Annotated in this window: 27 protein-coding genes, 1 other RNA gene and 1 pseudogene; 21 read left to right on the top strand and 8 right to left on the bottom strand. The window is 69.5% G+C overall.

The window, feature by feature from the left end:
• The first annotated feature begins 7 nt into the window (after positions 1-7).
• The 3 genes from AC1U89_RS22650 (at position 8) to AC1U89_RS22640 (ending at position 3,708) form a co-directional block, all read left to right on the top strand.
• Positions 8-1,012 (top strand): HlyD family secretion protein, encoded by a 1,005-nt coding sequence (locus tag AC1U89_RS22650; RefSeq protein ID WP_479901890.1) that lies wholly within the window; start codon positions 8-10, stop codon positions 1,010-1,012.
• A gap of 203 nt (positions 1,013-1,215) precedes the next feature.
• Entirely contained in the window at positions 1,216-2,124 is a 909-nt protein-coding gene (locus AC1U89_RS22645) for an SDR family NAD(P)-dependent oxidoreductase (protein ID WP_479901889.1), read from the top strand.
• A gap of 273 nt (positions 2,125-2,397) precedes the next feature.
• Entirely contained in the window at positions 2,398-3,708 is a 1,311-nt protein-coding gene (locus AC1U89_RS22640) for an outer membrane protein transport protein (RefSeq protein WP_479901888.1), read from the top strand.
• A 202-nt stretch (positions 3,709-3,910) separates the two neighbouring features.
• Here the strand turns inward: AC1U89_RS22640 and AC1U89_RS22635 are convergent, their stop codons facing one another.
• Positions 3,911-5,020: an Mrp/NBP35 family ATP-binding protein gene (locus tag AC1U89_RS22635; protein WP_479901887.1), complete on the bottom strand. Its 1,110-nt coding sequence runs from the start codon at positions 5,018-5,020 to the stop codon at positions 3,911-3,913.
• A 98-nt stretch (positions 5,021-5,118) separates the two neighbouring features.
• Between AC1U89_RS22635 and hflK the strand changes: the two genes are divergently transcribed.
• A complete protein-coding gene (gene hflK / locus AC1U89_RS22630) occupies positions 5,119-6,219 on the top strand; it encodes an FtsH protease activity modulator HflK (protein ID WP_479901886.1) in 1,101 nt (366 codons plus the stop codon).
• On the top strand, positions 6,216-7,064 hold the full coding sequence (gene hflC / locus AC1U89_RS22625; RefSeq protein WP_479901885.1) for a protease modulator HflC: 849 nt from the start codon (positions 6,216-6,218) through the stop codon (positions 7,062-7,064). The genes hflK and hflC overlap by 4 nt, the downstream gene beginning before the upstream one ends.
• Before the next feature lies 1 nt (position 7,065).
• Here hflC and AC1U89_RS22620 read toward each other — a convergent pair whose 3' ends face one another.
• On the bottom strand, positions 7,066-7,581 hold the full coding sequence (locus AC1U89_RS22620) for a group I truncated hemoglobin (RefSeq protein ID WP_479901884.1): 516 nt from the start codon (positions 7,579-7,581) through the stop codon (positions 7,066-7,068).
• A gap of 14 nt (positions 7,582-7,595) precedes the next feature.
• Positions 7,596-8,477, bottom strand: coding sequence for a DUF3034 family protein (locus tag AC1U89_RS22615; protein ID WP_479901883.1), 882 nt, complete (start codon positions 8,475-8,477; stop codon positions 7,596-7,598).
• A 222-nt stretch (positions 8,478-8,699) separates the two neighbouring features.
• Here AC1U89_RS22615 and AC1U89_RS22610 point away from each other — a divergent pair, with 222 nt between their 5' ends.
• A complete protein-coding gene (locus AC1U89_RS22610) occupies positions 8,700-9,236 on the top strand; it encodes a cupredoxin domain-containing protein (protein ID WP_479901882.1) in 537 nt (178 codons plus the stop codon).
• 4 nt (positions 9,237-9,240) lie between these two features.
• Positions 9,241-11,595, top strand: a complete 2,355-nt coding sequence (locus tag AC1U89_RS22605) for a putative bifunctional diguanylate cyclase/phosphodiesterase (protein ID WP_479901881.1) — start codon at positions 9,241-9,243, stop codon at positions 11,593-11,595.
• Here the strand turns inward: AC1U89_RS22605 and AC1U89_RS22600 are convergent.
• The 3 genes from AC1U89_RS22600 to AC1U89_RS22590 form a co-directional block, all read right to left on the bottom strand.
• Positions 11,592-12,257, bottom strand: a complete 666-nt coding sequence (locus AC1U89_RS22600) for an HAD family hydrolase (protein ID WP_479901880.1) — start codon at positions 12,255-12,257, stop codon at positions 11,592-11,594. The two genes, AC1U89_RS22605 and AC1U89_RS22600, sit on opposite strands and share 4 nt — an antisense overlap.
• A complete protein-coding gene (gene serB / locus AC1U89_RS22595; RefSeq protein WP_479901879.1) occupies positions 12,254-13,123 on the bottom strand; it encodes a phosphoserine phosphatase SerB in 870 nt (289 codons plus the stop codon). The genes AC1U89_RS22600 and serB overlap by 4 nt, the downstream gene beginning before the upstream one ends.
• Before the next feature lie 70 nt (positions 13,124-13,193).
• Positions 13,194-13,625 (bottom strand): hypothetical protein, encoded by a 432-nt coding sequence (locus tag AC1U89_RS22590; RefSeq protein ID WP_479901878.1) that lies wholly within the window; start codon positions 13,623-13,625, stop codon positions 13,194-13,196.
• A gap of 60 nt (positions 13,626-13,685) precedes the next feature.
• Between AC1U89_RS22590 and miaA the strand changes: the two genes are divergently transcribed.
• The 8 genes from miaA to AC1U89_RS22550 all read left to right on the top strand — a co-directional run bounded on the left by miaA (position 13,686) and on the right by AC1U89_RS22550 (position 20,213).
• Positions 13,686-14,576 carry a tRNA (adenosine(37)-N6)-dimethylallyltransferase MiaA gene (gene miaA, locus AC1U89_RS22585; RefSeq protein WP_479901877.1) on the top strand — a complete coding sequence of 297 codons (891 nt, stop codon included), beginning with the start codon at positions 13,686-13,688 and terminating at the stop codon, positions 14,574-14,576.
• 2 nt (positions 14,577-14,578) lie between these two features.
• Entirely contained in the window at positions 14,579-15,061 is a 483-nt protein-coding gene (locus tag AC1U89_RS22580) for a CinA family protein (protein WP_479901876.1), read from the top strand.
• A 118-nt stretch (positions 15,062-15,179) separates the two neighbouring features.
• On the top strand, positions 15,180-15,227 hold the full coding sequence (locus AC1U89_RS22575; protein ID WP_369744215.1) for a hypothetical protein: 48 nt from the start codon (positions 15,180-15,182) through the stop codon (positions 15,225-15,227).
• Between the two features lie 107 nt (positions 15,228-15,334).
• The gene (locus AC1U89_RS22570; RefSeq protein WP_479901875.1) at positions 15,335-17,143 is read left to right on the top strand and encodes an acetolactate synthase 3 large subunit; all 1,809 of its coding nucleotides are present in this window, start codon (positions 15,335-15,337) and stop codon (positions 17,141-17,143) included.
• 82 nt (positions 17,144-17,225) lie between these two features.
• Positions 17,226-18,257: a hypothetical protein gene (locus AC1U89_RS22565; protein ID WP_479901874.1), complete on the top strand. Its 1,032-nt coding sequence runs from the start codon at positions 17,226-17,228 to the stop codon at positions 18,255-18,257.
• Complete coding sequence (ilvN, locus tag AC1U89_RS22560; RefSeq protein WP_479901873.1) at positions 18,254-18,805, top strand: acetolactate synthase small subunit; 552 nt, start codon at positions 18,254-18,256, stop codon at positions 18,803-18,805. The genes AC1U89_RS22565 and ilvN overlap by 4 nt, the downstream gene beginning before the upstream one ends.
• Positions 18,806-18,807: 2 nt before the next feature.
• Entirely contained in the window at positions 18,808-19,689 is an 882-nt protein-coding gene (locus tag AC1U89_RS22555; protein WP_479901872.1) for a hypothetical protein, read from the top strand.
• 86 nt (positions 19,690-19,775) lie between these two features.
• Positions 19,776-20,213: a hypothetical protein gene (locus tag AC1U89_RS22550; protein WP_479901871.1), complete on the top strand. Its 438-nt coding sequence runs from the start codon at positions 19,776-19,778 to the stop codon at positions 20,211-20,213.
• Between the two features lie 16 nt (positions 20,214-20,229).
• Here the strand turns inward: AC1U89_RS22550 and AC1U89_RS22545 are convergent, their stop codons facing one another.
• Both AC1U89_RS22545 and AC1U89_RS22540 read right to left on the bottom strand, forming a co-directional pair.
• The gene (locus AC1U89_RS22545; RefSeq protein WP_479901870.1) at positions 20,230-20,892 is read right to left on the bottom strand and encodes an aquaporin; all 663 of its coding nucleotides are present in this window, start codon (positions 20,890-20,892) and stop codon (positions 20,230-20,232) included.
• Between the two features lie 108 nt (positions 20,893-21,000).
• Positions 21,001-21,909, bottom strand: a complete 909-nt coding sequence (locus AC1U89_RS22540; RefSeq protein ID WP_479901869.1) for an AraC family transcriptional regulator — start codon at positions 21,907-21,909, stop codon at positions 21,001-21,003.
• Positions 21,910-22,258: 349 nt separating this feature from the next.
• On the opposite strand from AC1U89_RS22540, the gene AC1U89_RS22535 reads away from it, so the two are divergent.
• The 6 genes and pseudogenes from AC1U89_RS22535 to AC1U89_RS22510 form a co-directional block, all read left to right on the top strand.
• Complete coding sequence (locus AC1U89_RS22535; protein WP_479901868.1) at positions 22,259-22,558, top strand: Atu4866 domain-containing protein; 300 nt, start codon at positions 22,259-22,261, stop codon at positions 22,556-22,558.
• Positions 22,524-22,888, top strand: a transfer-messenger RNA (tmRNA) gene (gene ssrA / locus AC1U89_RS22530). Before AC1U89_RS22535 ends, ssrA begins: the two co-directional genes overlap by 35 nt.
• Before the next feature lie 318 nt (positions 22,889-23,206).
• Positions 23,207-23,692 carry an SspB family protein gene (locus AC1U89_RS22525; RefSeq protein ID WP_029915666.1) on the top strand — a complete coding sequence of 162 codons (486 nt, stop codon included), beginning with the start codon at positions 23,207-23,209 and terminating at the stop codon, positions 23,690-23,692.
• A gap of 4 nt (positions 23,693-23,696) precedes the next feature.
• Positions 23,697-24,167: a PaaI family thioesterase gene (locus tag AC1U89_RS22520; protein ID WP_479901867.1), complete on the top strand. Its 471-nt coding sequence runs from the start codon at positions 23,697-23,699 to the stop codon at positions 24,165-24,167.
• 7 nt (positions 24,168-24,174) lie between these two features.
• Positions 24,175-24,972 carry a C13 family peptidase gene (locus AC1U89_RS22515; protein ID WP_479901866.1) on the top strand — a complete coding sequence of 266 codons (798 nt, stop codon included), beginning with the start codon at positions 24,175-24,177 and terminating at the stop codon, positions 24,970-24,972.
• A gap of 118 nt (positions 24,973-25,090) precedes the next feature.
• Positions 25,091-25,330: pseudogene (locus AC1U89_RS22510) on the top strand (serine hydrolase domain-containing protein); the annotation flags it as partial.

Below are 25,330 nucleotides of genomic sequence, written 5' to 3'. Positions count from 1 at the left end.
CTCTCAAATGCCCGCGTTCCTGCGCCGTCCCGCCTTCTGGATCGTCATCGCCCTCATCGCGCTGGGCGGCGGCGGGTTCTTCTTCATGAAGGGCCAGGCGGCCGAGAAGAAGAAGAAGCTCGAGGCCGCCGCCGTGGCGGAGGAGCCCTCCCCCTACGCGGCCATCGCCAACGGCAAGGCGGACGTCGAGGGCGGCATCATCCAGGTGGCCGCGCGCCGCCAGGGCATCGTGCGCGAGGTCTATGTCCAGGAAGGCCAGGACGTGGTCGCCGGCCAGCCCCTGGCCAAGCAGGAGGACGACGACGCCCGCCTGGCCGCCGACACCGCTTCGGCCAGCCTGGCCTCGGCCCGCGCCCAGGTGGCGGTCTACCAGGTGCAGCTGCGCACCGGCCAGCGCGAGTACAAGCGCCTGCAGAACCTGTCGGCCTCCAACTTCGTGGCCGGCCAGCGCCTGGACGCAGCGCAGGACCAGATCGCCTCGGCCCAGGCCAGCATCCAGGCCCAGCAGGCCGCGATCCAGGTGGCGACCGCCCAACTGGCCCAGGCCCGCTACAACCAGGAACTGACGGTGATCCGCGCCCCAGCCAACGGCCGCATCGCCCGCCGCTACGCCAATCCGGGCTCAGGCGCCTCGACCCTGAACGTCACCCCGATGTTCGACCTCGAGCCCCAGACCGCCCGCATCGTGCGCGCCGAGATCGTCGAGGCCGACATCCCCAACGTCACGATCGGCCAGGAGGTCGAGATCCAGCCGGAAGCCGACCCGACCAAGACCTACGTCGGCAAGGTGTTGCGCCGCGCCGCCGTGTTCGGGGCCCGCAAACTGGCTTCGGACGATCCCAGCCAACGCAGCGACGAGCGCGTGGTCGAGGTGGTGGTCAGCGCCGACGGCGCCCCGGTCCTGGTGGGCCAGCGCGTGCTGGTCAAGTTCATGAAGCCCGGCCAGAAGGCGGGCGTGAAGCGCGACCAGCCCAAGCCGCCGGTGGCCGGGGGCGAGAAGAAGAAGGCTTAGTCCGCGTCCTCTTCCCCCTCTGGGGGAGGAGCGCCGCAGGCGCGGAGGGGGCAAGTGTTCGCCCGCTCCGCACCTAGCCCTTGCCCCCTCCGGTTGCTGCGCGACCTCCTCCCCCGGAGGGGGAAGAGGCTCCATCTTGACGCCCCCTCTCCCGCGCCGCACAAACGCGCCAAACCAAACACGCGTTTGAGGGAGATACGAGCATGGCGGACGATATCCGGTTCGACGGTCAGGTGGCGATCGTCACGGGGGCCGGCGGCGGCCTGGGCCGGCAGCATGCGCTGGAGCTGGCGCGGCGCGGGGCCAAGGTGGTGGTCAACGACCTGGGCGGCAGCGTCGACGGCTCGGGCGGCTCGTCCGAAGCGGCCAAGGCGGTCGTGGCCGAGATCGAAGCCCTGGGCGGCGAAGCCATCGCCCACGGCGCCTCGGTGACCGACGACGCCGGCGTCGCCGACCTGGTCAAGACCACGATGGACAAGTGGGGCCGGATCGACATCCTGATCGCCAACGCCGGCATCCTGCGCGACAAGACCCTGACCAAGATGGAGCTGGCCGACTTCGAGCTGGTCATGCAGGTCCACGTCTTCGGCACGTTCAAGCCGATCAAGGCGGTCTGGGACATCATGAAGGCCCAGAACTACGGCCGCATCGTCGTCACCACCTCGTCCTCGGGCATGTACGGCAACTTCGGCCAGTCCAACTACGGCGCGGCCAAGATGGCGGTGCTGGGCCTGATGAACACGCTGAAGCTCGAAGGCGCCAAGAACAACGTCAAGATCAACGCCATCAGCCCGGTGGCCGCCACCCGCATGACCGAAGGCCTGATGCCGCCGGAAGTGCTGGAGAAGCTGAAGCCGGAATACGTCACCCCCGGCGTGGTCTACCTCGTCTCGGAAGACGCCCCGACCGGCGCGATCCTGACCGCCGGCGCGGGCGCCTTCGCCCTGTCGCGCATCTATGAGACGGAAGGCGTCTATCTGGGCGAAGGCGGCCTGTCGGCCGAGGAAGTCCGCGACAACTGGGACAAGATCACCGCCGAGCCCGACCAGAAGGCCTATTTCAACGGCGGCGAACAGGGCGCCAAGTTCTTCCGAAAATTGGCGGGCGGCTAGGCCTCACGCTTTGCGATACTGATTGCGGCGCGAACAGAGCTGACCTAGACTTCCCTTACGTCAGCTTGTTCGCCTCGCTTTTAGGCAACTTCAAGCATTACTGACAGAACATCGAAATATAGAACTACCTCAACGCTTGATGTTCTTTGACGCGTTGTACAAAATTCACCGTTCTGCGAATAAAAAGCAACGTTTTTTGACTTAATGCGTTAGAGCGACGGCAACCGGCGCCATCAAAGGCGCCGGAGCTTCCTCCCCAGAAGGTCGTCTCTCATGTCTATTTCGCGTACCTCCCTCGCCGCCGGCGTGGCGCTCGCCGCCCTGGTGGCCGCTTCGCAGGCCTCGGCCGCGGCGTTCTATCTGCAAGAACAATCCGTCCGCGGCGCCGGCCGCGCCTATTCGGGCGAAGTGGCCGACCGCGGCGCCGCCAGCCTGTGGTGGAACCCCGCCTCGATCGCCGGCCTCGACAAGAACGAAATCTACGGCGGCGTGCACCTGGTGCAGGTCGACTCCCAGGTCAACGACCGCGGCTCGACCCTGACCCGTCCGATTCCCCCGGCCGGCCTGACCACCCCGGTCGGCGGCGACCGCATCGCCGGCGGCCCGATCAACAACGGCGTCGTGCCCAACTTCGCCGGCGCCTTCCGCGTCAACGACAAGCTGGCCCTGGGCCTCTCGGTCGCCGCGCCCTACAACTTCACCACCGACTACAACAGCAACAGCTGGACCCGGTACGACGCCCTGAAGTCGAACCTGACGACCATCGACGTCAACGGCGTGGTGGCCTACCGCGTCAACGACATGCTCGACCTGGGCGTGGGCGTTTCGGCCCAGTACACCGACGCCGAACTCAGCTCGGCCCTGCCGAACCTGTCGCCCCTGCTGCCCGACGGCTCGTCCTCGCTGAAGGGCGAAGGCAACTGGGACTACGGCTGGAACGTCGGCGCCCAGTTCCACGCCACGCCGACCCTGACGATCGGCGCGTCGTACCGCTCGAAGATCAAGCATGACCTGGACGGCAAGGTCGTCGTCTCGGGCCTGCTCGGCCCGCTGGCCCCCAACAACGTCAGCACCGACGGCGTGGCCAACATCACCACCCCGTGGATGGCCAACCTGGGCGCCCGCTGGCAGGTCAACGACAAGACCACGCTGAACGCCTCGGTCTCGCGCATCGGCTGGGGCGAGTTCGACCAGATCGTCATCCAGTACGCCGGTCGCACCCAGATCAGCGAGCAGAACTACAAGGACACCACGACCTACGCCGTCGGCGTGGACTACGTGGTCAACGACAAGCTGACCCTGCGCGGCGGCGTGCAGTTCGACCCGACCCCGACCCCGGACGTCGGCCGCACCGCCCGCGTGCCGGATGGCGACCGCATGCTGTACGCCTTCGGCAGCACCTGGAAGGCCACCGACAGCATCTCGTGGGACGCGGCCGTGTCGTACATCAACTTCGACGACACCACGATCAACCGCACCGAGACGATCTACGCCGGCACCGCGGCGGCGACGGCCCTGAACCTCAAGGGCGACGTCGGCGGCTCGGCCGTGGTCCTGTCGACGGGCCTGCGCTGGAGCTTCTAGGCTTCGACGTGAGCTGAAGAAAACGAGGCCGTCCGGGGTGACCCGGGCGGCCTTTTTCTTTCCAGATCAGACTCCGCTCATCCCGGCGAATGCCGGGACCCAGATCCCATAGCGGTGTAGTGGGTTGGAAAAGCTCAGCGCCTTTGGCGTCAGCCTCAAAGCCATTCCATCTGGGTCCCGGCATTCGCCGGGATGAGCGGACTTATTTGATATTGGTCCAAAGGGTCTTAGCCGCTTCGCCAAACGCCTTCGCCGCCGCACTATCCGGCGCGCGCAGCACCACGGGCGTCCCGGCGTCGCCCGCCTCGCGGACGGCGATCTCGATCGGCACCTGGGCCAGGACCGGCACGCCCAGGGTCTTGGCCTCCGCCACCCCTCCGCCGGCCCCGAAGATCGGGATCGGGGCGCCGGTGGCCGGGTCGGCGAAGAAGGCCATGTTCTCAATCAGACCCAGGATCGGGGTGGCGGTCTTGCCGAACATCGCCGCCGCGCGCCGGGCGTCGATCAGGGCGATCTCCTGCGGCGTGGTGACCAGCACCGCCCCGTCGATCCGCAGCTTCTGCACCAGGGTCAGCTGGATGTCGCCGGTGCCCGGCGGCAGGTCGACGACCAGCACGTCCAGCGGCGCGGCCTCCGAGCCCCAGGCCACGTCGTGGATCATCTGGCGCACGGCAGACGAGGCCATCGGGCCGCGCCAGATCATCGCCTTGCCCTCGTCGACCAGGAAGCCGATCGACATCAGCTTGATGCCGTGGGCCTCCAGCGGCTGCAGCTTGCCGTCCTCGAAGCTGGGCTCGCCGTCGACGCCCATCATGCGCGGCGCCGAGGGGCCGTAGACATCGGCGTCCAGCAGGCCCACCCGCAGGCCCTGGGCGGCGAAGGCGCAGGCCAGGTTGGTGGCGACGGTGGACTTGCCCACCCCGCCCTTGCCCGAGGCCACGGCGATCACGTGCTTCACATGGGCCGGCTTCTCGGCCTCCGGCGGCGGGACCAGCTTGGCCTGGCCGTCTTCCGAGACCTTGGCGCCCTTGCGCACGCGGGTCGCGCCCTCGGCCGCCTGGGCGGTCAGGACCACCTGGGCGACGTCGATCCCCGACAGGCCGGCCAGCACCTTCTCGGCCGTCTCGCGGACCGGGGCGTAGGTCGCCGCCTGCGACGCCGGGACCTCCAGCATGAAGCCGGCGCGTCCGCCGCGCACGACCAGGCCCTGCACCAAGCCGGCCGCGACCAGGCCTTCGCCGGAGACCGGATCGACGACCAGGTCCAGCGCCGCGCGGGCGTCGTCGAGGGTGGCGGGGGAAGCTGCGGTCACGGGATTGTCTTGCCTTGTTCTGCGGGGGCTTTCATATCCGCGTGCGGGGGTGGTTTTACAACCCCGCCAATCGCTGCGACGGGAAGACCTGACCGCCCATGCCCTGGAACGACAACGCCGGCCCCGGACCCTGGGGTTCTCCGCCGCCGAACGACGGCAAGAAGGACTCGGACAGGAACAGAGGCGAGGAACCGCGCTCCAGCGGCCCCAGGGGCCCCGGCGAGCCGCCGCCGCCCGTCGACTTCAACGCCCTGATCGAGCGCCTGTCCGACCGGATGCGCCAGACCTTCGGCGGTCCCAGCCGCGGCCGGGCCATCCTCGCCTCGGCCGCCGGACTGGCGGTGCTGTGGGGGATTTCGGGCTGCTACGTGGTCCAGCCCAAGGAGCAGGCGGTGGTCAGCACCTTCGGCGCCTACAGCCGCACCGCCCAGCCGGGCCTGCGTTACCACCTGCCCTGGCCGATCGAGCACGCCGAGCTGGTGCCCTTCACCTCGATCCAGACCCTGGACATCGGCGGCACGGTCAGCCAGCCGGTGTCGGACGAGCGCCTGATGCTGACCGGCGACGAGAACATCGTCGACCTGAGCTTCACGGTGCAATGGAAGGTCTCGGACGCGCCCAAATACGTCTTCAACGTCCGAGAGCCCGACACCGTGATCAAGGACGTGGCCGAGAGCGCCATGCGCGAGGTGATCGGCCGCACCGCCCTCACCCCGATCCTGACCACCGGCCGCGGCCAGGTGCAGGACCAGACCGAGGCGCTGATGCAACGCATCCTCGACCGCTACGACGTCGGGGTGTCGATCCAGAGCGTCAACATCCAGGCCGCCACCACGCCGGGTCCGGTGCTGGAGGCCTATCGCGACGTGCAGCGCGCCGCCCAGAACGCCGAATCCGCCGCCAACAACGCCCGAGGCGAAGCCGCCCAGATCAAGCAGGCGGCCCTGGGCTATCGCGAACAGGTCGTGCGCGAGGCCGCCGGCGACGCCGACCGCTTCAACCAGGTCTACGCCCAGTACAAGCTGGCCCCCGCCGTCACCCGCGAGCGGCTCTACATCGAGACCATGCAGCGGGTGCTGGAGCGGTCCAACAAGGTGATCATCGACAACAAGGGCGCCACCGCCCCGGTGATCCTGCCGCCCGACGCGTTCCGCCCCAAGGTTCCGACCGCGTCCGCCAGCGAAGGAGCGGCCCGATGAACCGCCTCAACGGTCCCGTCGTCGCCACCGGCGTCGGCGCCCTGTTCCTGCTGATCCTGGCCAACTTCACCCTGTTCAAGGTGGACCAGCGCCAGCAGGCCCTGATCGTCCGCCTGGGCGACCCGGTGCGCACGGTGCGCGAGCCCGGCCTGCACGTGAAGAGCCCGTTCGACACCGTCATCCGGTTCGACAAGCGCAACATCGAGATGAAGAACGCCCAGCCGGAGGAGGTCACCGCCGCCGACCAGGAGCGCCTGGTGGTCGACGCCTTCGTCCGCTACCGCATCACCGATCCGCGCCAGTTCTACCGCGCCCTGGGCCAGGAGACCGTCGCCGCCGACCGTCTGGACCGCATCGTCAACGCCGCCCTGCGCGAGGAGATCGGCCGCTCGACCTCGGAAGAAGTGATCGCCGGCAAGCGCGCCCAGGTGATGGCCGCGATCCGCGCCCGCGTCGCCCGCCAGGTGGCCGCCTCGAACCTGGGCGTCCAGATCATCGACGTGCGCATCAAGCGCGCCGACCTGCCGCCCACCAACGAGCAGGCGGTGTTCGAGCGCATGCAGACGGCCCGCAAGCAGGAGGCCGCCGAGCTTCGGGCCATCGGCGAGCAGAAGCGCCGCGAGATCGTCGCCACCGCCTATGAGGAAGCCGAGAAGATCCGCGGCGACGCCGACGCCCAGCGCGCCCAGCTGTTCGCCGAAAGCTTCGGCCGCGACCCGGGCTTCGCCGCCTTCTACCGCTMGATGTCGGCCTACGAAAAGGCGCTGGGCCAGGGCGACACCACCCTGGTGCTGTCGCCCGACAGCGCGTTCTTCAAGTACTTCGAGAAGGGCCCGGCGGGGTAAGTCAGCGCCGTTCGATCACCTGGCGGTTCATCGGGGCCAGCTTGGCCAGCAGCTTGTTCTGGGCTGCGAAGGGCACGCCTTCCTTGTCCATCGCCTTCTGCAGGTTCTCGACCAGGACGTTGAAGTCGCGCGGCGTGATCCCCTGGTCCTTGTGGGTGGCGCTCATGTCCTTGCCGCTATAGTCGCAGCCGCCGTCGGAAGCGGGGCCGGCCAGGATGTAGCAGAACTGCTCCGACAGCGTCCGCTTCAGCCGGACGACGTCGGCGGTCGCGAAGATGTCCTTGATGCGCGGGTCGGCGATGTTGCGGTCGACCAGGTCGCTGGTGATCCGCGCGATCCCCGCCTTGCCGTGGAAGGCCTCCAGCACGGCCTTGTCCTTCATCGGCGTCGCGCCGGCGTTGGCGTTGGACTGGACGTAGGGATCGACCGGCTGCTCGCCGGGCGGGACCGGCTGCTGGGCGAAGGCGGCGCCCGCGAAGGTCAGGGAAAGGGCCGTGACGGCCAGGACGAGGCGCATGGTCGTGTCTTTCCCTAGAAGCCGGCCTGCAGCGAGACATAGAGGCCCCGCTGGTTCCTGAAGGTGGCGATGTCGCCGAGGTCCGCATAGGCCGCCGTCACCGACAGGGTCTTGTTGAACGCGTAGGCCACGAAGACGTCGGCCCAGTCGTCCTCCTTGGCGAAGCCCAGGTTGTCGGGCTTGGTCCGGTACTCGGCCCCGACCAGCAGGCGCTTGGAGACCAGCCAGCCGGCCGAGCCCTCGAACTGCGCGCCGTAGCCGTCGTGCTTGTCGCCGCCGAAGCCCAGCAGGCCGGTCTGGTTGGCCTTGGTCAGCCGCACCGCGCCGCTGACGACCAGGCTCCTGTCCAGCAGCACCTTGGTCGCCGCCGCGTAGTAGTCGATCCCGGTGTCGTCCTGGGCGCCGACGGCGCGGACGATGGCCGGCTGATTGTTCTGCTTGAACTGGGCGCCCACCGCCACCTGGGGCAGCCAGCTGTCCTGATCGTAGACCGCATCGCCCAGCAGCCGGACCTTCACGCCCGCGACGGTCTGCTTGAAGGTGAACCCCTCGCCCAGCCCCAGCTTGGCGCCGGTGGCCCCGGTGTCGAAGTCCTGGCGGGCCAGGGACAGCTCGACCCGATCGAACAGGCCCACCGTCACCCCCGCCGAGCGCAATTCGTAGTCGGGCACGTTGACGTAGGTGGCGTGGACCGAGCCGCCCACGCCGCGCGAGGTCTCGTTGCCGCCGATCAGGGCCCAGGTCGCCACGCCGCCGCCCCCGCCGCCTTCAAGGGCGCTGACCCCGCCGGTCAGCAACAGCTTGCCGCCCGGCTCGGCCTCGGCCGCACAAGCAGCGCCGCCCCCGAACACCAGCACCACCGCGATCGCTGTCGTCGTAATAAGTCTCGATCGCATGAGGTCCCCAATCGATTGTCCGCAACACCATGCCGGGTAAGACCTTACCGATCCTTGAGCAGGCCAATTTGTCGCAGGTCTTGCTCGAAGAACGCCGCTCGACACCCGTTAACTGGGACTTCACGGCGCCAAGGCTAAGCAGGCGTCATGAAGATCGCCTCGATACTTTTCGCGACGGCAATGTTGGCGGGTTCGGCGCAGGCCGCGGACCTGGCGGTTTCCGTGCGCGGAGCCGACGGCAAGCCCGTCCCGGACGCGGTGGTCACCGTCTATCCGAACGGCCAGCCGACCAAGGGACCGATCAAGTTCGACTGGCCCTATCGCGTCGCCCAGCAGAACATCCAGTTCACGCCGTTCGTGCTGATCGTGCCGGCGGGGGCCGAGGTGTCGTTCCCCAATCTCGATAAGGTCCGCCACCACGTCTATTCGTTCTCGGCCGGCAACAAGTTCGAGCTGAAGCTTTACGGCCACGAGGAGAGCCGCACGGTCCGGCTGCCCGCGGTCGGGGTGGCGGCGATCGGCTGCAACATCCACGACCAGATGGTCGGCTTCATCAAGGTGGTCGACACCGCCTATGCGGCCAAGAGCGACGCCAACGGCGTGGCGGTGATCCACGGCCTGCCGGACGGCCCGGTGGTCGCCAAGGTCTGGCATCCCTATCTGCGCGCGCCCAAGAACGAGAAGACCCTGGCCCTCACCGCCGTCCACGGCGCGGCGCGCGAGACCGCGACGATCGAACTGCGCCCAGGCGGTCGCTGACCCCATGTTCAGGCGCCTCCAGACCAAGCTGACCGTCCTCTACGCCGGACTGTTCGCCCTGGCCCTGAGCCTGGTCGCCGTGAGCGTCTACCTGACCATCGCCAACAACGCCCAGCAGCAGGTCCGGCGCGAGCTGACCGCGACCGGCACGGTGTTCGACAGCGTCTGGGCCCTGCGCACCCAGCGGCTGCGCGACGGCGCCGACCTCTTGGCGCGCGACTTCGGCTTCCGGGCCGCGGTGGCCACCCGCGACGCGCCGACCGTTGAATCGGCGGTGACCAACCTGCGCCAGCGCATGGGCCTGGACCTGGCCTTCCTGGTCGGTGTCGACGGCGACGTKGTCGGCGTCGATCCGGCCAAGGTCGACATCGACAAGCTGTGGAGCGCCCTCGACCACGAGGAGCGGGCCCAGGGCGTGTTCATCGTCGACGGCGCGCCCTACCAGCTGATCTCCGCGCCCGTGATGTCGCCGAACCTGACGGGCTGGATCGTGTTCGGCGCGCGGCTCGACGATCGCGAGATGACCGCCCTGGAACGGCTGTCGGCCATCCGCCTGGACGCCCAGGTGTTCGACCGCCGCGGCGAGACCTGGGTGACCACCGACAAGACCGCCGACACCGGCGCCCTAGGCGCCGTCGTGGCCACGGCCATGCGCCAGGCCACCGCCGAGCCCGCCCGCCTGCGCACCACCACGGGCGACGACCTGGTGCTGGTCAAGCGGCTGATGACGCTGGACGGCCAGACCCCGGCCGCCCTGGTCCTGCGCTATCCCATGGCCCTGGCCATGGCCCCCTATCGACCGCTGATGGCCGCGGTGATCATCGCCGGCCTGATCGGCGCGGCCCTGGTCGTGGCCGCCAGCTGGGCCCTGTCGCGCGACATCGCCCGGCCGATCACCGCCCTCGAGGCCGCCGCCCGCCGGTTGCGGCATGGCGAGGCCGTCCACGTGGACGTCCGCTCCAGCGACGAGATCGGCCGCCTGTCCGACAGCTTCAACCTGATGGCCGCCGAGATCCGCGAGCGCGAGGTCCGGATCACCGAACTGGCCTTGCGCGACGCCGAGACCGGCCTGCCCAACCACTTGGCCATGGAGCGCGAGATCGAGGCCCGCATGGCCCGTCTGGCGCCCGGCCAGCAGGTGGTGGTCGCCGCCCTGGGCCTGGACCGCTTCACCGTCCTGCGCAGCGCCATCGGCTACGCCCTGTTCACCCAGCTGATCCGCGAGATCGGGGCCCGCGTCCAGGTGATCGACCCCGAGGCCGTGGTCGGCCGCCTGACCACCTCGACCCTCTGCGTGATCTCCCGCCTGACAGCGCTGACCGACGAGATCGTTCCGGTCGTCGAGCGGGCGCTGATCGACCTGGCCGCGCCCGTCCGCCTGGGGACTGAACTGGTCGACGTCCACATGACCAACGGCCTGGCCGCGGCCGAGGCCGGGAGCCTGGACGCGCCGCGCCTGATCGAGCAGGCGATGATCGCCCTGGACCAGGCCCGGGCCTGCGGCCGAAAGGTCGCGATCTTCGACCCGGTGGCCTATGGCGACCCGGCCGGCAACCTGTCGCTGATGAGCGAGATGCTGCAGGGCGTCGCGACCGGCGCCCTGTTCCTGCACCACCAGCCCAAGCTGGACCTGCGCAGCGGCGCGATCACTGGCGTCGAGGCCCTGGTGCGCTGGGACCACCCGACCCGCGGGCTGCTGCGGCCCGACCTGTTCGTCGGCATGGCCGAGGAGACCGGCCACATCCGCGCCCTGACCGATTGCGTGATCGACCGGGCCATCGTCGACCAGCGCGCCCTGCGCGACCTGGGCCACGACCTGACGATCTCGATCAATATCTCGGGCCGCCTGATCGACGACGCCGAGTTCGCCGACCGCGCCATCGAGAAGATCACCGCTTCAGGCGCACGGTTCTGCTTCGAGATCACCGAGACCGCCGTGATCGGCAATCCCGACGTCGCCCTGGGCGTGCTGGCCAGGCTGACCGCCGCCGGGATCCCGGTGTCGATCGACGACTACGGTTCGGGCCTGTCGTCCCTGGCCTATCTGAAGCAGATCAACGCCGACGAGCTGAAAATCGACAAGGCCTTCGTGCTGTCGCTGGAGAACGACGCCAAGKACGCCCTGCTGGTCAAATCCACGATCGATCTCGCCCACAGCCTGGGCCTGAAGGTCACCGCCGAGGGCGTGGAGAGCCGCGAGGCCCTGGCCATGCTGCAGATGATGGGCTGCGACCTGGCCCAGGGCTTCCACATCGCCAAGCCGATGGCGCTGGACAGCCTGGTGGCGTTCCTGGGCGAACAGGCCGGCGCGACCGCCCTTCCCGCGACCGAGCCGAAGGCCCGACGCAGGGCCCGCTAGGCCGCGGCCTTCAGCAGGTCCATCACCACGTGCAGGTTGTCGGCCACGTGGACGCACTTCTCGTGCATCTCCTCGTTGGGATCGAGGATGTCGGGCACCATCACCGTCATCATGCCCGCCGCGTGGGCCGCGCGGACGCCGGGATGGGAGTCCTCCAGCGCCAGGCACAGGGTCGGATGGACGTTCAGGCGACGGGCCGCTTCCAGATACGGGTCCGGATGGGGCTTGTGCCGCGTGACGTCGGCGTGGGCCACCACCGCGTGGAAGCGCTTGAACAGGTCGAACCGGCCCAGATAGCGCTCGGCCGCCTGGCGGCTGTTGGAGGTGGCGATGGCGCGCGGCAGACCCAGGGCGTCCAGGTAGTCGAGGATTTCCATCACCCCGGTCTTCAGCCGCACCTCGGCCTCGAGGATCATCTCGACGTCGGCCCAGGTGCGCTTGAAGTAGTCCTCGACCGGAAAGGCCTGGCCGTAGAGGTCGCGCAGCATCCCGGCGCATTCGGGGTTGGTCTTACCCACCATCGAGCGGTAGGTCGCGGCCGTGAAGTCGACGCCGAACGCCCGGCCCGCCTCGATCATCGCCGCCTCATAGACGGTCTCGGTGTCCAGCAGCAGCCCGTCCATGTCGAAGACGACGGCCTGGACGGTGCGCGGGAAGCTCACGAGACGAACTCCGCCTGGGTGTAGCCCTGGAAGTAGAGCAGGGCCGTCAGGTCGGCGTGGTCGACCTTCGCATGCGCCTGGGCGGCGACGATCGGCTTGGCGCGGTAGGCCACGCCCAGGCCCGCAACCTCGATCATGGCCAGGTCGTTGGCGCCGTCGCCGACCGCCAGGGCGTCGGCCGGGGTCAGGCCCAGGGCGGCCGTCTCTTCCTGCAGGGCGGCCAGCTTGGCTTCCTTGCCCAGGATCGGGTCGCCCACCGTTCCGGTCAGCTTGCCGTCGGCCTCGATCAGGGTGTTGGCGCGGTTCAGATGGAAGCCCGCGGCTTCCGCGACCCGCGAGGTGAAGAAGGTGAAGCCGCCCGAGACCAGGGCGCAGCGGGCGCCGTGCTCGGCCATGGTCCGCACCAGGGTCCGCGCGCCGGGGTTCAGCTTCACCCGGTCGTCGTAGCAGGCCTGCAGGGCGCCGACCGACAGGCCGGTCAGCATGCCCACCCGCTCGCGCAGGGCGCCCTCGAAGGCCAGCTCGCCGCGCATGGCGCGCTCGGTGATCTCCGAGACCTTGTCCTTGACCCCGGCGAAGTCGGCCAGCTCGTCCAGGCACTCGACGTTGATGATGGTCGAGTCCATGTCGGCGATCAGCAGGCGCTTGCGGCGATTGGCGACCGGCTGGACCGCGAAGTCGACCGGCAGGTCGCCGACCGCGGCCTTCACCGCCTGGTGCGTCTCGACCGGCGGCCCGTCGGCCAGCAGGTCCAGCGCGCCGTCGCCCAGCACGGCTTCGGACGAGGTGACCAGCGCGGCGCGCACGGCGGCGGCGGCCTCCGCCAGGGCGGCAGGGTCGGGCGAGACGAGGGTGATCGCGAGCATGAGGGGGCGGCTATTGGAGGAAGCCGCCCGCGTCAACCCGGCAGAGCATGATTGGGTCCCGGGCGGGGCCCTATTCGTTCATCAGCGACAGGCAGTTGGTGAACAGCAACATGCCGCGCTCCTCGTTGGCGTCGTCGCCCTTCTTGGTCACCGGCGCGTCGATCATCATGCTGGCCATGCTGGCCACGCCGCGGCGATAGACGTCCGCCGGCTTCTCGCCGCGGGTCGCGCCGTCGGCGATCGCGGTGTTGAGGATGGCCTCGCCGCTGACGCCCATCATCTTGAGCAGCGGCCCGACGGCCTTGCCGCCCTCGCCTTCCGACAGCTTGGCCAGGATGGCCGGATTGCTGCGGATGACCTCGTCCGCGCCGACGAACAGCACGGCGCAGCCGAACTTCTGGTCGGCCTTGGTCTGGGCTGTGATCGGCGACGGCGCGACGGGTTTGGTGGCGGTCGGCGTCGTGGACGACGCCAAGGCGGCGGCGAAGATCAAGTCAAGCATGGTATGGATCGCATCCCCCGGATATGCAGGCGGTCATCGCCGAGACGTTGGACTCAGGATTTGGCCGCCGACAGCATCATCCTTATCGGAGGCCCCACGGCCAGCGGCAAGTCGGCTTTCGCGCTGGACCTGGCGCGCGAGCGCGGCGGCGAGATCGTCAACGCCGACTCCATGCAGATCTACGCCGGCCTGCGGGTGCTGACGGCCGCCCCGTCGCCTGACGAGCTGGCCCAGGCGCCGCATCACCTTTTCGGCGTGGCCGACGCGGCCGACGGCTGGTCGGTGGGGCGCTGGCTGACGGCGGCGACGCAGGTCCTGGCCGACATCGCCGCGCGCGGCCGTCCCGCCGTCGTGGTGGGCGGCACCGGCCTCTATTTCCGGGCCCTCACCCACGGCCTGGCCGACGTGCCGCCGGTGCCCGAGACCCAGCGCGAGATCTCGGCCCTGCTCTACGCCGCCCAGGGCGAACCGGAGTTCCGCGACATCCTGGCCGAGCTGGACCCCGAGGCCGAGAAGCGCATCGAGATCGGGGACCGCCAGCGCCTGGTCCGCGCTCACGCCGTGGCCGTGGCCACCGGCAAGTCGCTCACCGCCTGGCAGACCGACACCAAGCCGGCCCTGGCCGAAGGGACCTGGCGCGGCGTCGTGCTGGACCCKCCCCGCGCCGAGCTCTACGACCGCTGCGACGCGCGCCTGGGCCTGATGGTCGAGAACGGCGCCCTGGACGAGGTGCGGGCCATGGAAGCCCGGGGCCTGGACCCGTCCCTCCCCGCCCTCAAGGCCGTCGGCTATCGCGAACTGGCGGCTCACCTGCGCGGCGAGACTACTTTGGACGAGGCGCTGGACGCGGCGCGGCAGGAAACCCGCCGCTACGCCAAGCGGCAGATGACCTGGTTCCGGAACCAGACCCCGGATTGGGAACGGGTCGTTCCCTGGACGACGAAAGCATAGCCATGACCGAACTTTCCCGCCTCGCCGCCGCCGTCGGCGCCCGCCTGGTCGAACGGGGCGAGACCGTCGCCGTGGCCGAGTCCTCGACCGGCGGCCTGATCTCCGCCGCCCTGCTGGCCGTGCCGGGGGCGTCGAAGTTCTATGTGGGCGGCGCGGTGGTCTACACGGCGCGGGCGCGCCTGACCCTGCTGGACATCCCGCAGAAGGCCATGGACGGCCTGCGCTCGGCCAGCGAGCCCTACGCCGTGCTGCTGGCCCGGGTGGCCGGCAAAAACCTGAAGGCGACCTGGGGCCTGTCGGAAACCGGGGCCGCCGGGCCGGACGGCAACCGCTACGGCGACGCCGCCGGCCACAGCTGCACGGCCGTGGTCGGGCCGGAGACCGAGGTCAGTCTTACCATCGAGACGGGCCTGGACGACCGCGAGACCAACATGCGGCGGTTCGCCGAGCATGCTCTTGCCCTGCTGCTGAAGTCCTTGGGCTGAATCTCGCCTGAAAGAACGGCGTTGCACGGGCGCAACGGGTCGTTTCTTGCGTCAAACCGCGCCTTGACGCCCCTCGGGGAGCATGGCATTCCCCGATCATCCATTTGGAGCAACACTCGTGCGCAACACCATGATCGTACTTATGGAGCGGCCGTTCACGGCGTGACCTCGAAGTCACGCTGATAGATCGGTCGCGCGCACAAAAGGTCCTTCGGGGCCTTTTTTCTTTTCCGCCCTGCCCCAACCCAAGCTTACCAACCCCGGATCAGTCCCATGACCGCCCATCAAACCATCGAGAGCCAGGCTCCCGCCCAGACCGCCAGCGATCGCGCCATGACCGGCGCCGAGATCGTGGTCCGCGGCCTCGTGGACCAGGGCGTCGAGGTGCTGTTCGGCTATCCGGGCGGCGCGGTCCTGCCGATCTACGACGCGCTGTTCCACGAGCCGCGCCTGCAACACATCCTGGTCCGCCACGAGCAGGGCGCGACCCACGCCGCCGAGGGCTATGCGCGCAGCTCGGGCAAGCCGGGCGTGGTCCTGGTCACCTCGGGCCCGGGCGCGACCAACGCCATCACCGGCATCATGGACGCCCTGATGGACTCGATCCCGATGGTCGTCATCACCGGCCAGGTCCCGACCCACCTGATCGGCACCGACGCCTTCCAGGAAGCCGACACGGTCGGCATGACCCGCTCGTGCACCAAGCACAACTACCTGGTCAAAGACGTCCGCGACCTGCCGCAGATCATCCACGAGGCCTTCAAGATCGCCACCACCGGCCGTCCGGGCCCGGTGCTGATCGACATCCCCAAGGACGTCCAGTTCGCCAAGGGCGAATATTACGGCCCGACCGAGGTCGCCTCGACCCACGCCTACAACCCGCGCGTCAAGGGCGACCAGACCCGCATCGCCGAGGCGGCGAGGATGATCGCCCAGGCCCGCCGGCCGATCTTCTACACCGGCGGCGGCGTCATCAACGCCGGCCCCAAGGCCAGCGCCGCCCTGCGCGAGTTCGCGGCCATGACCGGCGCGCCGGTCACCTCGACCCTGATGGGCCTGGGCGCCTTCCCGGCCGCCGATCCGGCGTGGCTGGGCATGCTGGGCATGCACGGCACATTCGAGGCCAACAACGCCATGCACGACTGCGACGTGATGGTCTGCGTCGGCGCGCGCTTCGACGATCGGGTCACCGGCCGCCTGGACGCCTTCTCGCCGGGCAGCAAGAAGATCCACATCGACATCGACGCCTCGTCGATCAACAAGAACGTCCGCGTCGACCTGCCGATCGTCGGCGACGCGGGCAGCATCCTCGAGGACCTGATCGCCGCCTGGAAGGCCGGCGGCCACCAGCCCAACAAGGCCGCCCTGACCGAGTGGTGGGCCCAGATCGACCAGTGGCGCGCCCGCCAGTGCCTGGCCTATCGCCGCTCGGAAACCACCATCAAGCCGCAGTACGCCATCGAGCGCCTGTACGAGCTGACCAAGGGCCGCGACACCTACATCACGACGGAAGTCGGCCAGCACCAGATGTGGGCCGCGCAGTTCTTCCGCTTCGAGGAGCCCAACCGCTGGATGACCTCCGGCGGCCTGGGCACCATGGGCTACGGCCTGCCCGCCGCCCTGGGCGTGCAGCTGGCCCATCCGGGCAGCCTGGTCGTCGACATCGCCGGCGAGGCCTCGATCCAGATGTGCATCCAGGAACTGTCGACGGCGATCCAGTTCGACCTGCCGGTCAAGATCTTCATCCTGAACAACGAATGGATGGGCATGGTCCGCCAGTGGCAGCAGCTGCTGCACGGCGAGCGCTACAGCCACTCCTATTCCGACAGCCTGCCCGACTTCGTGAAGCTGGCCGAGGCCTACGGCGCCGTCGGCATCCGCTGCGACGACCCGGCCGAGCTGGACGGCAAGATCCTGGAGATGATCAACAGCGACAAGGTCGTGGTCTTCGACTGCCGCGTCGAGAAGCACGAGAACTGCCTGCCGATGATCCCCTCGGGCAAGGCCCACAACGAGATGATCATGGGCGACGTCGAGGACATCGGGAATGTCATCGGCGCGGCGGGCGGCGGGCTGGTCTGATCCGGCGCGTCGAGACCTTGAAATCAACCTGCCCGGATGGGGCGATAGCATGATCCGATATCGCATCAGACCGGATCGCCCCATGTTCGGAAACCTGTTCCTCGCCGTCGCCCTCGCCGCCGCCCTGGGCTCGACGACGACGGCGCTTGCCGCCAAGCCTCGGGTCGAGGCGCCGATCGGCCAATCCAGGCTCGCCGACGGCACGCCGCGCTATTGGGTGGAGCTGTCCATCGCGGACGGCGCGCCCATGCGAGCCCTCCTCGACACCGGCTCGACGGGCCTGCGCGTGCTGGCGGCCGCCGCGCCCGCCGGCGTCACGCCCACGGGGGCGAATAAGACCTACAGCTACACCTCAGGCGCCGAGTTCAGCGGTCCGGTCGTCCGAGGCCGCGTCGCGCTGGGCCAAGCCCGAACGGACGGCGACTTCCCCTTCCAGCTGGTCGACACCGTGAGGTGCGGCAAGGCCAAGCCCGACTGCCCCGTCGGCGACGTTTCGCCCAAGGACTACCGGATCGGCGGTCGCGGCGCGCTGGGCTATGTCGCCATCATCGGGACGAACATGGGCCAGGCCGACGCGCCCAACCTCCTTGAAACCCTCGCCGACAGCTGGATCATCGAACTGCCGCTTCCCGGCTCGACGAAGCCTGGGCGATTGATCCTCAACCCCGACGACGGCGACCGCGCGGGCTTCACCTCGGTGCGGCTGGACCCGGTGTTCGCCGACCTGCACGGCGGCTTCCACGACGCGGTGCCGGGCTGCCTGACCAGCGCGGACGGCGCCCGGTCGCTTTGCGGCCCAGTCCTGCTGGACAGCGGCGCGCCGGTGGTCGAGGTCGCCCTGGGCGCGGGCGTCGAGCCCCGCGCCTGGCCGGCCGGTTCGACCGCCATCCTGGCCATCGCGCCGATCCAGGGCCCGCCCCTGGCGGCGACCTTCCAGGCCGGCCGCGACCAGGCCTCGACCCTGCGGATCCATCCAGGCCAGGGCCAGCCGCGCAACCGCATATCGGCCGGAGCCTTGCCCTTCTACGCCTTCAGCGTGCTCTATGAGCCGCACGCGCGAATCCTGGGCTTCAAGCCCAGACAACCCGACACCGCCGCGACGGAAACACCATGACCACCGACCTCCACCCCGCCTCCGCCTACGACATGGCCCCGAACGAACAGGTCGAGCAGACGGCGACCTTCGCCCTGCTGGTCGACAACGAGCCGGGCGTGCTGCATCGGGTGGTCGGGCTGTTCGCCGCGCGCGGCTACAACATCGAGAGCCTCACGGTGGCCGAGACCGACCGCAAGGCCCACACCAGCCGGATCACCGTGGTCACCCGCGGCACCCGCCAGGTGCTGGACCAGATCGAGGCCCAGCTGAACAAGGTGGTCAATGTCCGCCGCGTGCACGACGTGACGCGCGATCCGAACGGCGTCGAGCGCGAGCTGGCCCTGGTCAAGGTGCGCGGGTCGGGCGCCGACCGCGTCGAGGCCCTGCGCATCGCCGAGATCTTCCGCGCCAAGCCGGTGGACACCACCCTGGAGAGCTTCGTGTTCGAGATTTCGGGCGTCTCATCGAAGATCGACAAGTTCCTGGACCTGATGCGGCCGCTGGGCTTGGTGGAACTGTCGCGCACCGGCGTGCTTTCCATCGAGCGGGGTGTTGAAGGGATGTAGCCATGACGGGCGCGATGCTTTTGGCCGGCCTCCTGACGGGGTTCGCCCTCGCCGGCCAGCAATCCGCGCCCCAGGCTCCCCCGGCCCCGCCGCCCGATCCCGCCGTTTGGTGGGCCCCGGAAATCCCCAAGCCGCCGCCCGAGCAGGACCCCTTCCAGGGCCGCCGCCTGCGCAAGGGCGAGCAGCTGGTCCCGATCGACAACGGCGTCGATCCCCTGCTCTACCGCCTCTGGGGCCTGCAGCCCCTGCAGAGCCAGCTGATCAAGCCCGGCGAACTGGTGCTGGAGGTCTGGGCCCGTCCGGCCACCGGCGTGCGCCAGGCGGTGGTCCGGGTGACCGTGCGCCGCGACGGCCGCGCCTTCGTCCAGGCCCGCGCCGGCCTGGGCTGCTGCACCCCGGAGATCGGCCGCCGGGTCGACATCGACGCCGAACTGGCCACCCAGCAGATCCCGCCCCTGAAGGCCCTGCTCGGCGCGCCGATGTGGGCCCAGCCCCGTTCGGTGATCGTCGACTACGGCGGCGGCGCGGTGGATCCGGTATGCCTGGAGGGCGTCTCGTGGGACGTCACCCTGCTGGTCCCCGGCCAGGCCCGCCACCTGCGCCGCGCCTGCGACGACGCCGAGGTGGGCTCGATCGCCCCGGCCCTGGCCGCGGCGCTGTCGGCCGCCTCGGGCCGCGACGCCCGGTTCGACGCGATGTTCGCCCGCGGCGGCGACTTCTCGCGCCAGCAACAGGCCTACGACTCGCTGATCGCCTTGGGCGGCCGGCTCAAGCCGGGAACCGGCAGCCGTCCCCAACCGGCCGCCGTGCCGGTGACGACGGACGACACGCCGGAGACACCGCCCCCAACCTCGGCGCCGGCCTCGCCCCCAAACTCGCCCTAGCGAGCACGACGCGACGCCACGCCCAAAAATTGCAATTTCCGAATAACGCCGTTATCAAACTTGGCCATAACTCCGGAAGGGAATCCATGGCCAAGACCGTCGTCCTGAAATCCATGCTGGCCGCTCTGGGCGCCGCCGCCGCGCTGGGCGCGACGGCCGCCCAGGCCCAGGCCGTGCCGAACACGCCCCAGATCCAATTCGTGCCCTCCGCCGAGGTCCCGTCGATTCCCGTGGGGCTGCAGACCGCCTGCATCAATGCGCCGGTCGACGGCGCGCCCACCAGCAAGACCTGCCCCGTCATCTACTACGGGCCGACCAAGACCTGGATCTTCAGCTACGCAGACAACCGCGTCTCGTTCGCCGTGGTCACCTTCGACGGGACCGGCAAGGTCCTGCGGAACGTCGAGGTCCCCGGCGGCCGCTACATCTTCGACGTGTTCAGCGACGACCACGGCCAGAAACTGACCCTGGTCGGTCAGTCCAAGAACTCTGTCGTGATCAACTGGTCCGACCTGCCGCACTAGAGCGACTGGGCGCGCCTCAGCCGACCTTCAGCAGGTTGAAGCGGTAGAGCAGCGCGCCCAGCACCGCCCCGATCGCCGGGGCCACGAAGAACAGCCAGAGCTGCGCCAGGGCCTGGCCGCCGACGAAGACGGCGGGTCCCAGGCTGCGGGCCGGATTGACCGAGACGCCGGTCACCTGGATGCCGACGATGTGGATCACCGCCAGGGCGATGCCGATGCCCAGGCCCGCGAATCCGGGGGCGGAATCGGCCCCCGTCGCGCCCAGGATGACGATCACGAACAGGGCGGTCATCACCACCTCGAAGGCGAAGGCCGCCTCGACGCCGAACCCTCCGCCATAGCCGGGGCCCCAGCCGTTCTGGCCCAGGCCGTGGGCCGTCCCCCCGGCGATGAACAGCAGCACCGCCGCGCCGACCACGGCGCCGACGAACTGGGCGGCCCAGTAGAGCAGCATCTCCTTGACGCCCATCCGTCCGGCCACGAAGGCCGCCAGGCTGACCGCCGGGTTGACGTGGCAGCCCGACACCGGGCCGATCCCGTAGGCCATGGCCACGATCGCGAAGCCGAAGGCCAGGGCGATCCCCAGCTGCCCGACATGATCGCCGCCCAGGACCGCCGCGCCGCAGCCGAACAGCACCAGCGCGAACGTGCCGATGAACTCGGCCACGAACTTGGACATCTGACCCTCTCCTCTCCCAGCCCGCTTCGAAGGCGGGCGGGGCGAGCTTGTCCCTCTTCGGCCGGGCCAGAAATGGGGGAAAACCTCCAGGAGGGTCGACGTCGCGCCCTAGGTGTCGAGCAGGATTTCGGGCCGGGCGCGCAGGCGGGCCACGTCGCGCAGGGGCGGCGCGCCGAACAGGCGGGCGTATTCGCGGCTGAACTGCGAGGGGCTGTCATAGCCCACCGCGTGGCCGGCCGAGCCGGCGTCCATCCGCTGGGCCAGGATCAGCTTGCGGGCTTCCTGCAGGCGGATCTGTTTCTGGTACTGCAGCGGGCTAAGGGCGGTCACGGCCTTGAAATGGCGGTGCAGGGCCGAGGGACTCATGCGCGCCTCGGCCGCCAACTCTTCGATGCTGAAGGGCTGGTTGAAGTGCTGGGTGATCCAGCCGATCGCCCGCTTGACCTGGCGCATGCGGCCGTCGGCCCGGGCGATCTGGGCCAGGCGCGGTCCCTGGTCGCCCAGCAGCATGCGGTAGAGGATCTCGCGCTCGAGCAGCGGGGCCAGGACGGCGGCGTCGCGCGGGTTCTCGGCCAGGCGGACCATCCGCATCACCGCGTCCAGCAGCGGCGGATTGACCCGGCTGACGGCCATGGCCTGGATCAGCGGCCCGGCGTCCTGGGCCAGGGCCGGTTCGCCGCCCACCTGCAGCAGCATGTCGCCGATGACCGCCGGGTCCAGGGTCATGCGGAACGATAGGTAGGGCTCGTCGGGCGATGCCTCGATCACCTGGCCGATCACCGGCAGGTCCACCGAGGCGACCAGGTAGTTGAGCGGGTCGTAGACCAGCACCGACCCGCCGCTCAGAACCTGCTTGCGGCCCTGGGCCACCACGCAGACCGCGGCGCCGAACACGCCGTGCTTGGGCTCGGTGGGCTGGCTGGAGCGGTGCAGCGAGGCTTTCTCGCAGACGGTGTGGTCACCGTCGTGAGGCGCGTATCGTTCAATCAGCGCGGCGAGTTCGCCTTGCTCGACCATCGACATTTCCTTTTGCTGATGGACGTTGTCCTACGCTCGGGGAACTGCCCCGTCACGCCTGCCAAAGGTGATGTGCAGGATCGTGCAATCAAGGGGCAGCATCGGTCTATCGCGAACGGCGATCCCTGAGTCATGGTGGGGACGTCCCGCATCGCCGCCGTCGCCGCCCTCTCCCGAGGCCCCTTCTCCAAGGGTTTCGGGACCGAGCGACGCAGCGGCCGTCCGCCCCCGAGGATATCATGACACGCTACTCGCCCCGCCGGCCCCAGGCCGCGCCACGGTGGTTCGTCGCCGCCTGGCTGACCGCCACCGCCCTCATCACCGCCGCTTCCGCGATCGGAGCCTCCCATTGATCGGCCGCCGCATCTCGKGCGTCTGGGCCAGCGCCAACCAGGCGGTCGCCCTGGAACTGCGCCTCGACGGCCGGTTCGAGGAGCGCCATGACGGCGAGCTGGTGTTCGAAGGCCATTACGAGCTGGTCGGCGACGACGTGCGCCTGTTCGAGGACGGCGGCGGCCAGCTGACCGGTCGCCTGACCGAGGGCCGCCTGAGCCTGACCCCGCCGCCCCCGGCCCAGCGCCGCCGCCACCCCCGTTACGGCCAAAAGTACGGGCGGCCTTCCATCCATGCCCCCCAGCCTCTATATTGAGTCCGTCCGGGTTCGCCCGGACTATGGGGATAAACGCGCACGTAATAAGCGGACTGGACCCGGGTGCGATTCCCGGCGGCTCCACCAAAACCTCCCGAGTTATCACGGGAATGCATGGGGCCGATCAGCATCGACAGACGTGTAAAGGTGTATGCTTTCTCTCGGCGTGGCTCACCGTATCGGGCCGCTAAACTAACTGCGAACGATAACTTCGCTGAAGAGTTCGCCATCGCCGCGTAATGCGGTGCGGGTGATCTCGCCTCTTAAGTCCTAGGGGTTCAGATCCTTAGGCGGGGCCCGGAGGGAGCCTGCCAACAGAATCCCTCCACTTTCCACGACATCGCCGAGGCTCCCTCCTCTTCCTTGCGAAGGGATGCGGGAGCCTGCCAACAGAATCCCTCCACTTTCCACGACATCGCCGAGGCTCCCTCCTCTTCCTTGCGAAGGGATGCGGGAGCCTGCCAACAGAATCCCTCCACTTCCTCCCTCGCGAAGCGGGGGAGGTGGCGCGGCGCGAAGCGCCGTGACGGAGGGGGCCAGCGCGGGCCCCTCTTTCTTCCACTTTCCTCCATGCACCCACCTTCTCGCCGCCCCCGCGACAGGCTAATCTGCGCGCTTCGTTCCAGTTCTCGCTTTACGATGGACCGCATGGCCCAGACCAATCCGCCTGAAGACCTGATGCAGTACGAGGCGATGGCCCAGGACGCCCTGCGCGGCGTCGTGAAGGCCGCGTTGAAGAAGGCCGCCGCGCCCGGCGGCCTGCCCGAACCGCACCACCTCTACATCACCTTCAAGACCCAGGCGGCGGGCGTCTCCGGTCCCCAGGACCTGCTGGGCAAGTATCCCGACGAGATGACCATCATCCTGCAGCACCAGTACTGGGACCTGGCGCCGGGCGAGACCTTCTTCTCGGTCACCCTGAAGTTCGGCGGCCAGCCCAAGCGGCTGTCGATCCCCTATGCGGCGGTGACCCGGTTCTACGACCCGTCGGTGCAGTTCGCCCTGCAGTTCGAGGCCCCGGAGATCGTGCCGCAGGAGCCCGAGCCGGACCCGGAGCCCGAAGTGGTCGCGACCACCGAGGGCGGCGAGGAAGCGCCGAAGATCATCTCCCTCGACCAGTTCCGCAAGAAATAGCCGCGTGAGCGACATAGCCTCGGAGACGCCGCAGACGCTCACCGACGAGGCGATCCTCGCGCGCTTCCACGCGTCCAAGAACCCGCCGGGCAGCGCCCGCACCCTGGGCTTCCGCATGCTGTCGGTCAGCCAGGCCGAACGCCGGGTCGAGATCGCCTTCGCGCCGTCGGTCGAGGCGGTCGGCAACCCGATGGGCCAGGTCCAGGGCGGCTTCGTCTGCGCCATGCTGGACGAGTGCATGTCGGTGGCCGGGATGATCACCTCGGGCATGACCTGCGTGGTCCCCACGCTGGAGATGAAGACCAGCTTCCTGCGTCCCGCCCTGCCCGGCCCGCTCAAGGGGATCGGCTGGGTGGTCAAGTGGGGCAAGACGGTGTGCTTCCTCGAGGGCGAGCTCTACGACCCCGAGGGCCGGCTGCTGGCCAAGGCCAGCGCGACGGCGATCCCGACGCCGTTCGCGAAGTTCAAGAAGTAGCGCGGCCATGCGGCGGTTCGCGAGCCTGGTCCTGGCTTTGCTGCTCCCGTTCTTCGCGCTTTCGGCGTCCGCCCAGGCGCGGACCGCCCCGCCGTTCTCCGATTGGGCCGCGGTGGTCGTGGCCGGCGATTGGCACGCTCATTCCGGCGCCCCCACCGAGGCCTTCGACAACGCCCGTCGCGACGTCGGCGCCACCCTGGCCGGCCTGGGCTTCTCGCCCGACGCCATTCGTCAGTACTCGGTGCGCCCCCAGCGCTATCCGGCCATGAAGCCGGGCAGGACCGACCTGCGCGCCATCCATGCCGACCTGAGCGCCCTGGCCGCGAAGAACACCGGCGGCTGCCTGTTCTACCTCACCAGCCACGGCGCGCCCGAGGGCGCGGTGCTGGACGAGGACATCCTGCCGCCCACCCTGCTGGCCGCGGTGATCAACGACGCCTGCCCGGCGCGCCCCTCGATCGTGGTGGTCTCGGCCTGCTTCTCGGGCGTCTTCGTCAAGCCGCTGCAGCGCGACGACCGGATGATCCTGACGGCGGCGCGGTCGGACCGCACCTCGTTCGGCTGCAGCGAGGACGACGAGTACCCCTATTTCGACGACTGCTTCCTGTCGTCCGCCCCGACCGCCCGCGACTTCGCGGCCCTGGGCCGGGCGGTGCAGGCCTGCGTGGCCCGGCGCGAGCGCGACACCGGGGCCAAGCCGGCCTCCGAGCCCCAGCTGTGGATCGGCGCCGGCCTGCGGCCGCTGCTGCCCCTGTTCGCCTTCCCGGCGTCGCGAAGCCCCGCCGCCGTCGTGAAGCGCCGCTGAGCGATCAAGCGTCCACGGGAAAGACGGGCGAGCCGGGCCACAGGCCCTTTGATCCCCGGCCGGAACACCCTAGAAGTCTGCTCACCCTTATTTTCCATGAGCCGACGAGGTCTTGTTCGTGACGCTGCGTCTTTCGTTCAGGGCCGTTCTTTCGGCGGCGATCATCGGCTGCGGTCTGTTCGGCGCGACGATGGCTGAGACCCAGGACGCCGCCCCCGCCGCGCCGCCCTCGACGGCGGCCGCCACCCTGCCTTCGGCCCCGGTCCCCTACACGGCCACCGTCCGCCGTCGCGCGCCCCGCCCGCGTCCCGCAGCCCCGGCCGCGGCGACGCCCGCCGCGACGCCCGCGTCCCCGACC

The organism is Caulobacter sp. 05T431, assembly GCF_056665975.1.
This window is presented reverse-complemented; position numbering and strand designations above follow the sequence as displayed.

Coding starts and splice junctions, on each gene's coding strand:
- AC1U89_RS22650 (WP_479901890.1), top strand. CDS start 8: ATGCCCGCGTTCCTGCGCCGTCCCGCCTTCTGGATCGTCATCGCCCTC.
- AC1U89_RS22645 (WP_479901889.1), top strand. CDS start 1,216: ATGGCGGACGATATCCGGTTCGACGGTCAGGTGGCGATCGTCACGGGG.
- AC1U89_RS22640 (WP_479901888.1), top strand. CDS start 2,398: ATGTCTATTTCGCGTACCTCCCTCGCCGCCGGCGTGGCGCTCGCCGCC.
- hflK (WP_479901886.1), top strand. CDS start 5,119: ATGCCCTGGAACGACAACGCCGGCCCCGGACCCTGGGGTTCTCCGCCG.
- AC1U89_RS22620 (WP_479901884.1), bottom strand. CDS start 7,581: ATGCGCCTCGTCCTGGCCGTCACGGCCCTTTCCCTGACCTTCGCGGGC.
- AC1U89_RS22615 (WP_479901883.1), bottom strand. CDS start 8,477: ATGCGATCGAGACTTATTACGACGACAGCGATCGCGGTGGTGCTGGTG.
- serB (WP_479901879.1), bottom strand. CDS start 13,123: ATGCTCGCGATCACCCTCGTCTCGCCCGACCCTGCCGCCCTGGCGGAG.
- AC1U89_RS22590 (WP_479901878.1), bottom strand. CDS start 13,625: ATGCTTGACTTGATCTTCGCCGCCGCCTTGGCGTCGTCCACGACGCCG.
- AC1U89_RS22580 (WP_479901876.1), top strand. CDS start 14,579: ATGACCGAACTTTCCCGCCTCGCCGCCGCCGTCGGCGCCCGCCTGGTC.
- AC1U89_RS22570 (WP_479901875.1), top strand. CDS start 15,335: ATGACCGCCCATCAAACCATCGAGAGCCAGGCTCCCGCCCAGACCGCC.
- AC1U89_RS22565 (WP_479901874.1), top strand. CDS start 17,226: ATGTTCGGAAACCTGTTCCTCGCCGTCGCCCTCGCCGCCGCCCTGGGC.
- ilvN (WP_479901873.1), top strand. CDS start 18,254: ATGACCACCGACCTCCACCCCGCCTCCGCCTACGACATGGCCCCGAAC.
- AC1U89_RS22555 (WP_479901872.1), top strand. CDS start 18,808: ATGACGGGCGCGATGCTTTTGGCCGGCCTCCTGACGGGGTTCGCCCTC.
- AC1U89_RS22550 (WP_479901871.1), top strand. CDS start 19,776: ATGGCCAAGACCGTCGTCCTGAAATCCATGCTGGCCGCTCTGGGCGCC.
- AC1U89_RS22545 (WP_479901870.1), bottom strand. CDS start 20,892: ATGTCCAAGTTCGTGGCCGAGTTCATCGGCACGTTCGCGCTGGTGCTG.
- AC1U89_RS22540 (WP_479901869.1), bottom strand. CDS start 21,909: ATGGTCGAGCAAGGCGAACTCGCCGCGCTGATTGAACGATACGCGCCT.
- AC1U89_RS22525 (WP_029915666.1), top strand. CDS start 23,207: ATGGCCCAGACCAATCCGCCTGAAGACCTGATGCAGTACGAGGCGATG.
- AC1U89_RS22515 (WP_479901866.1), top strand. CDS start 24,175: ATGCGGCGGTTCGCGAGCCTGGTCCTGGCTTTGCTGCTCCCGTTCTTC.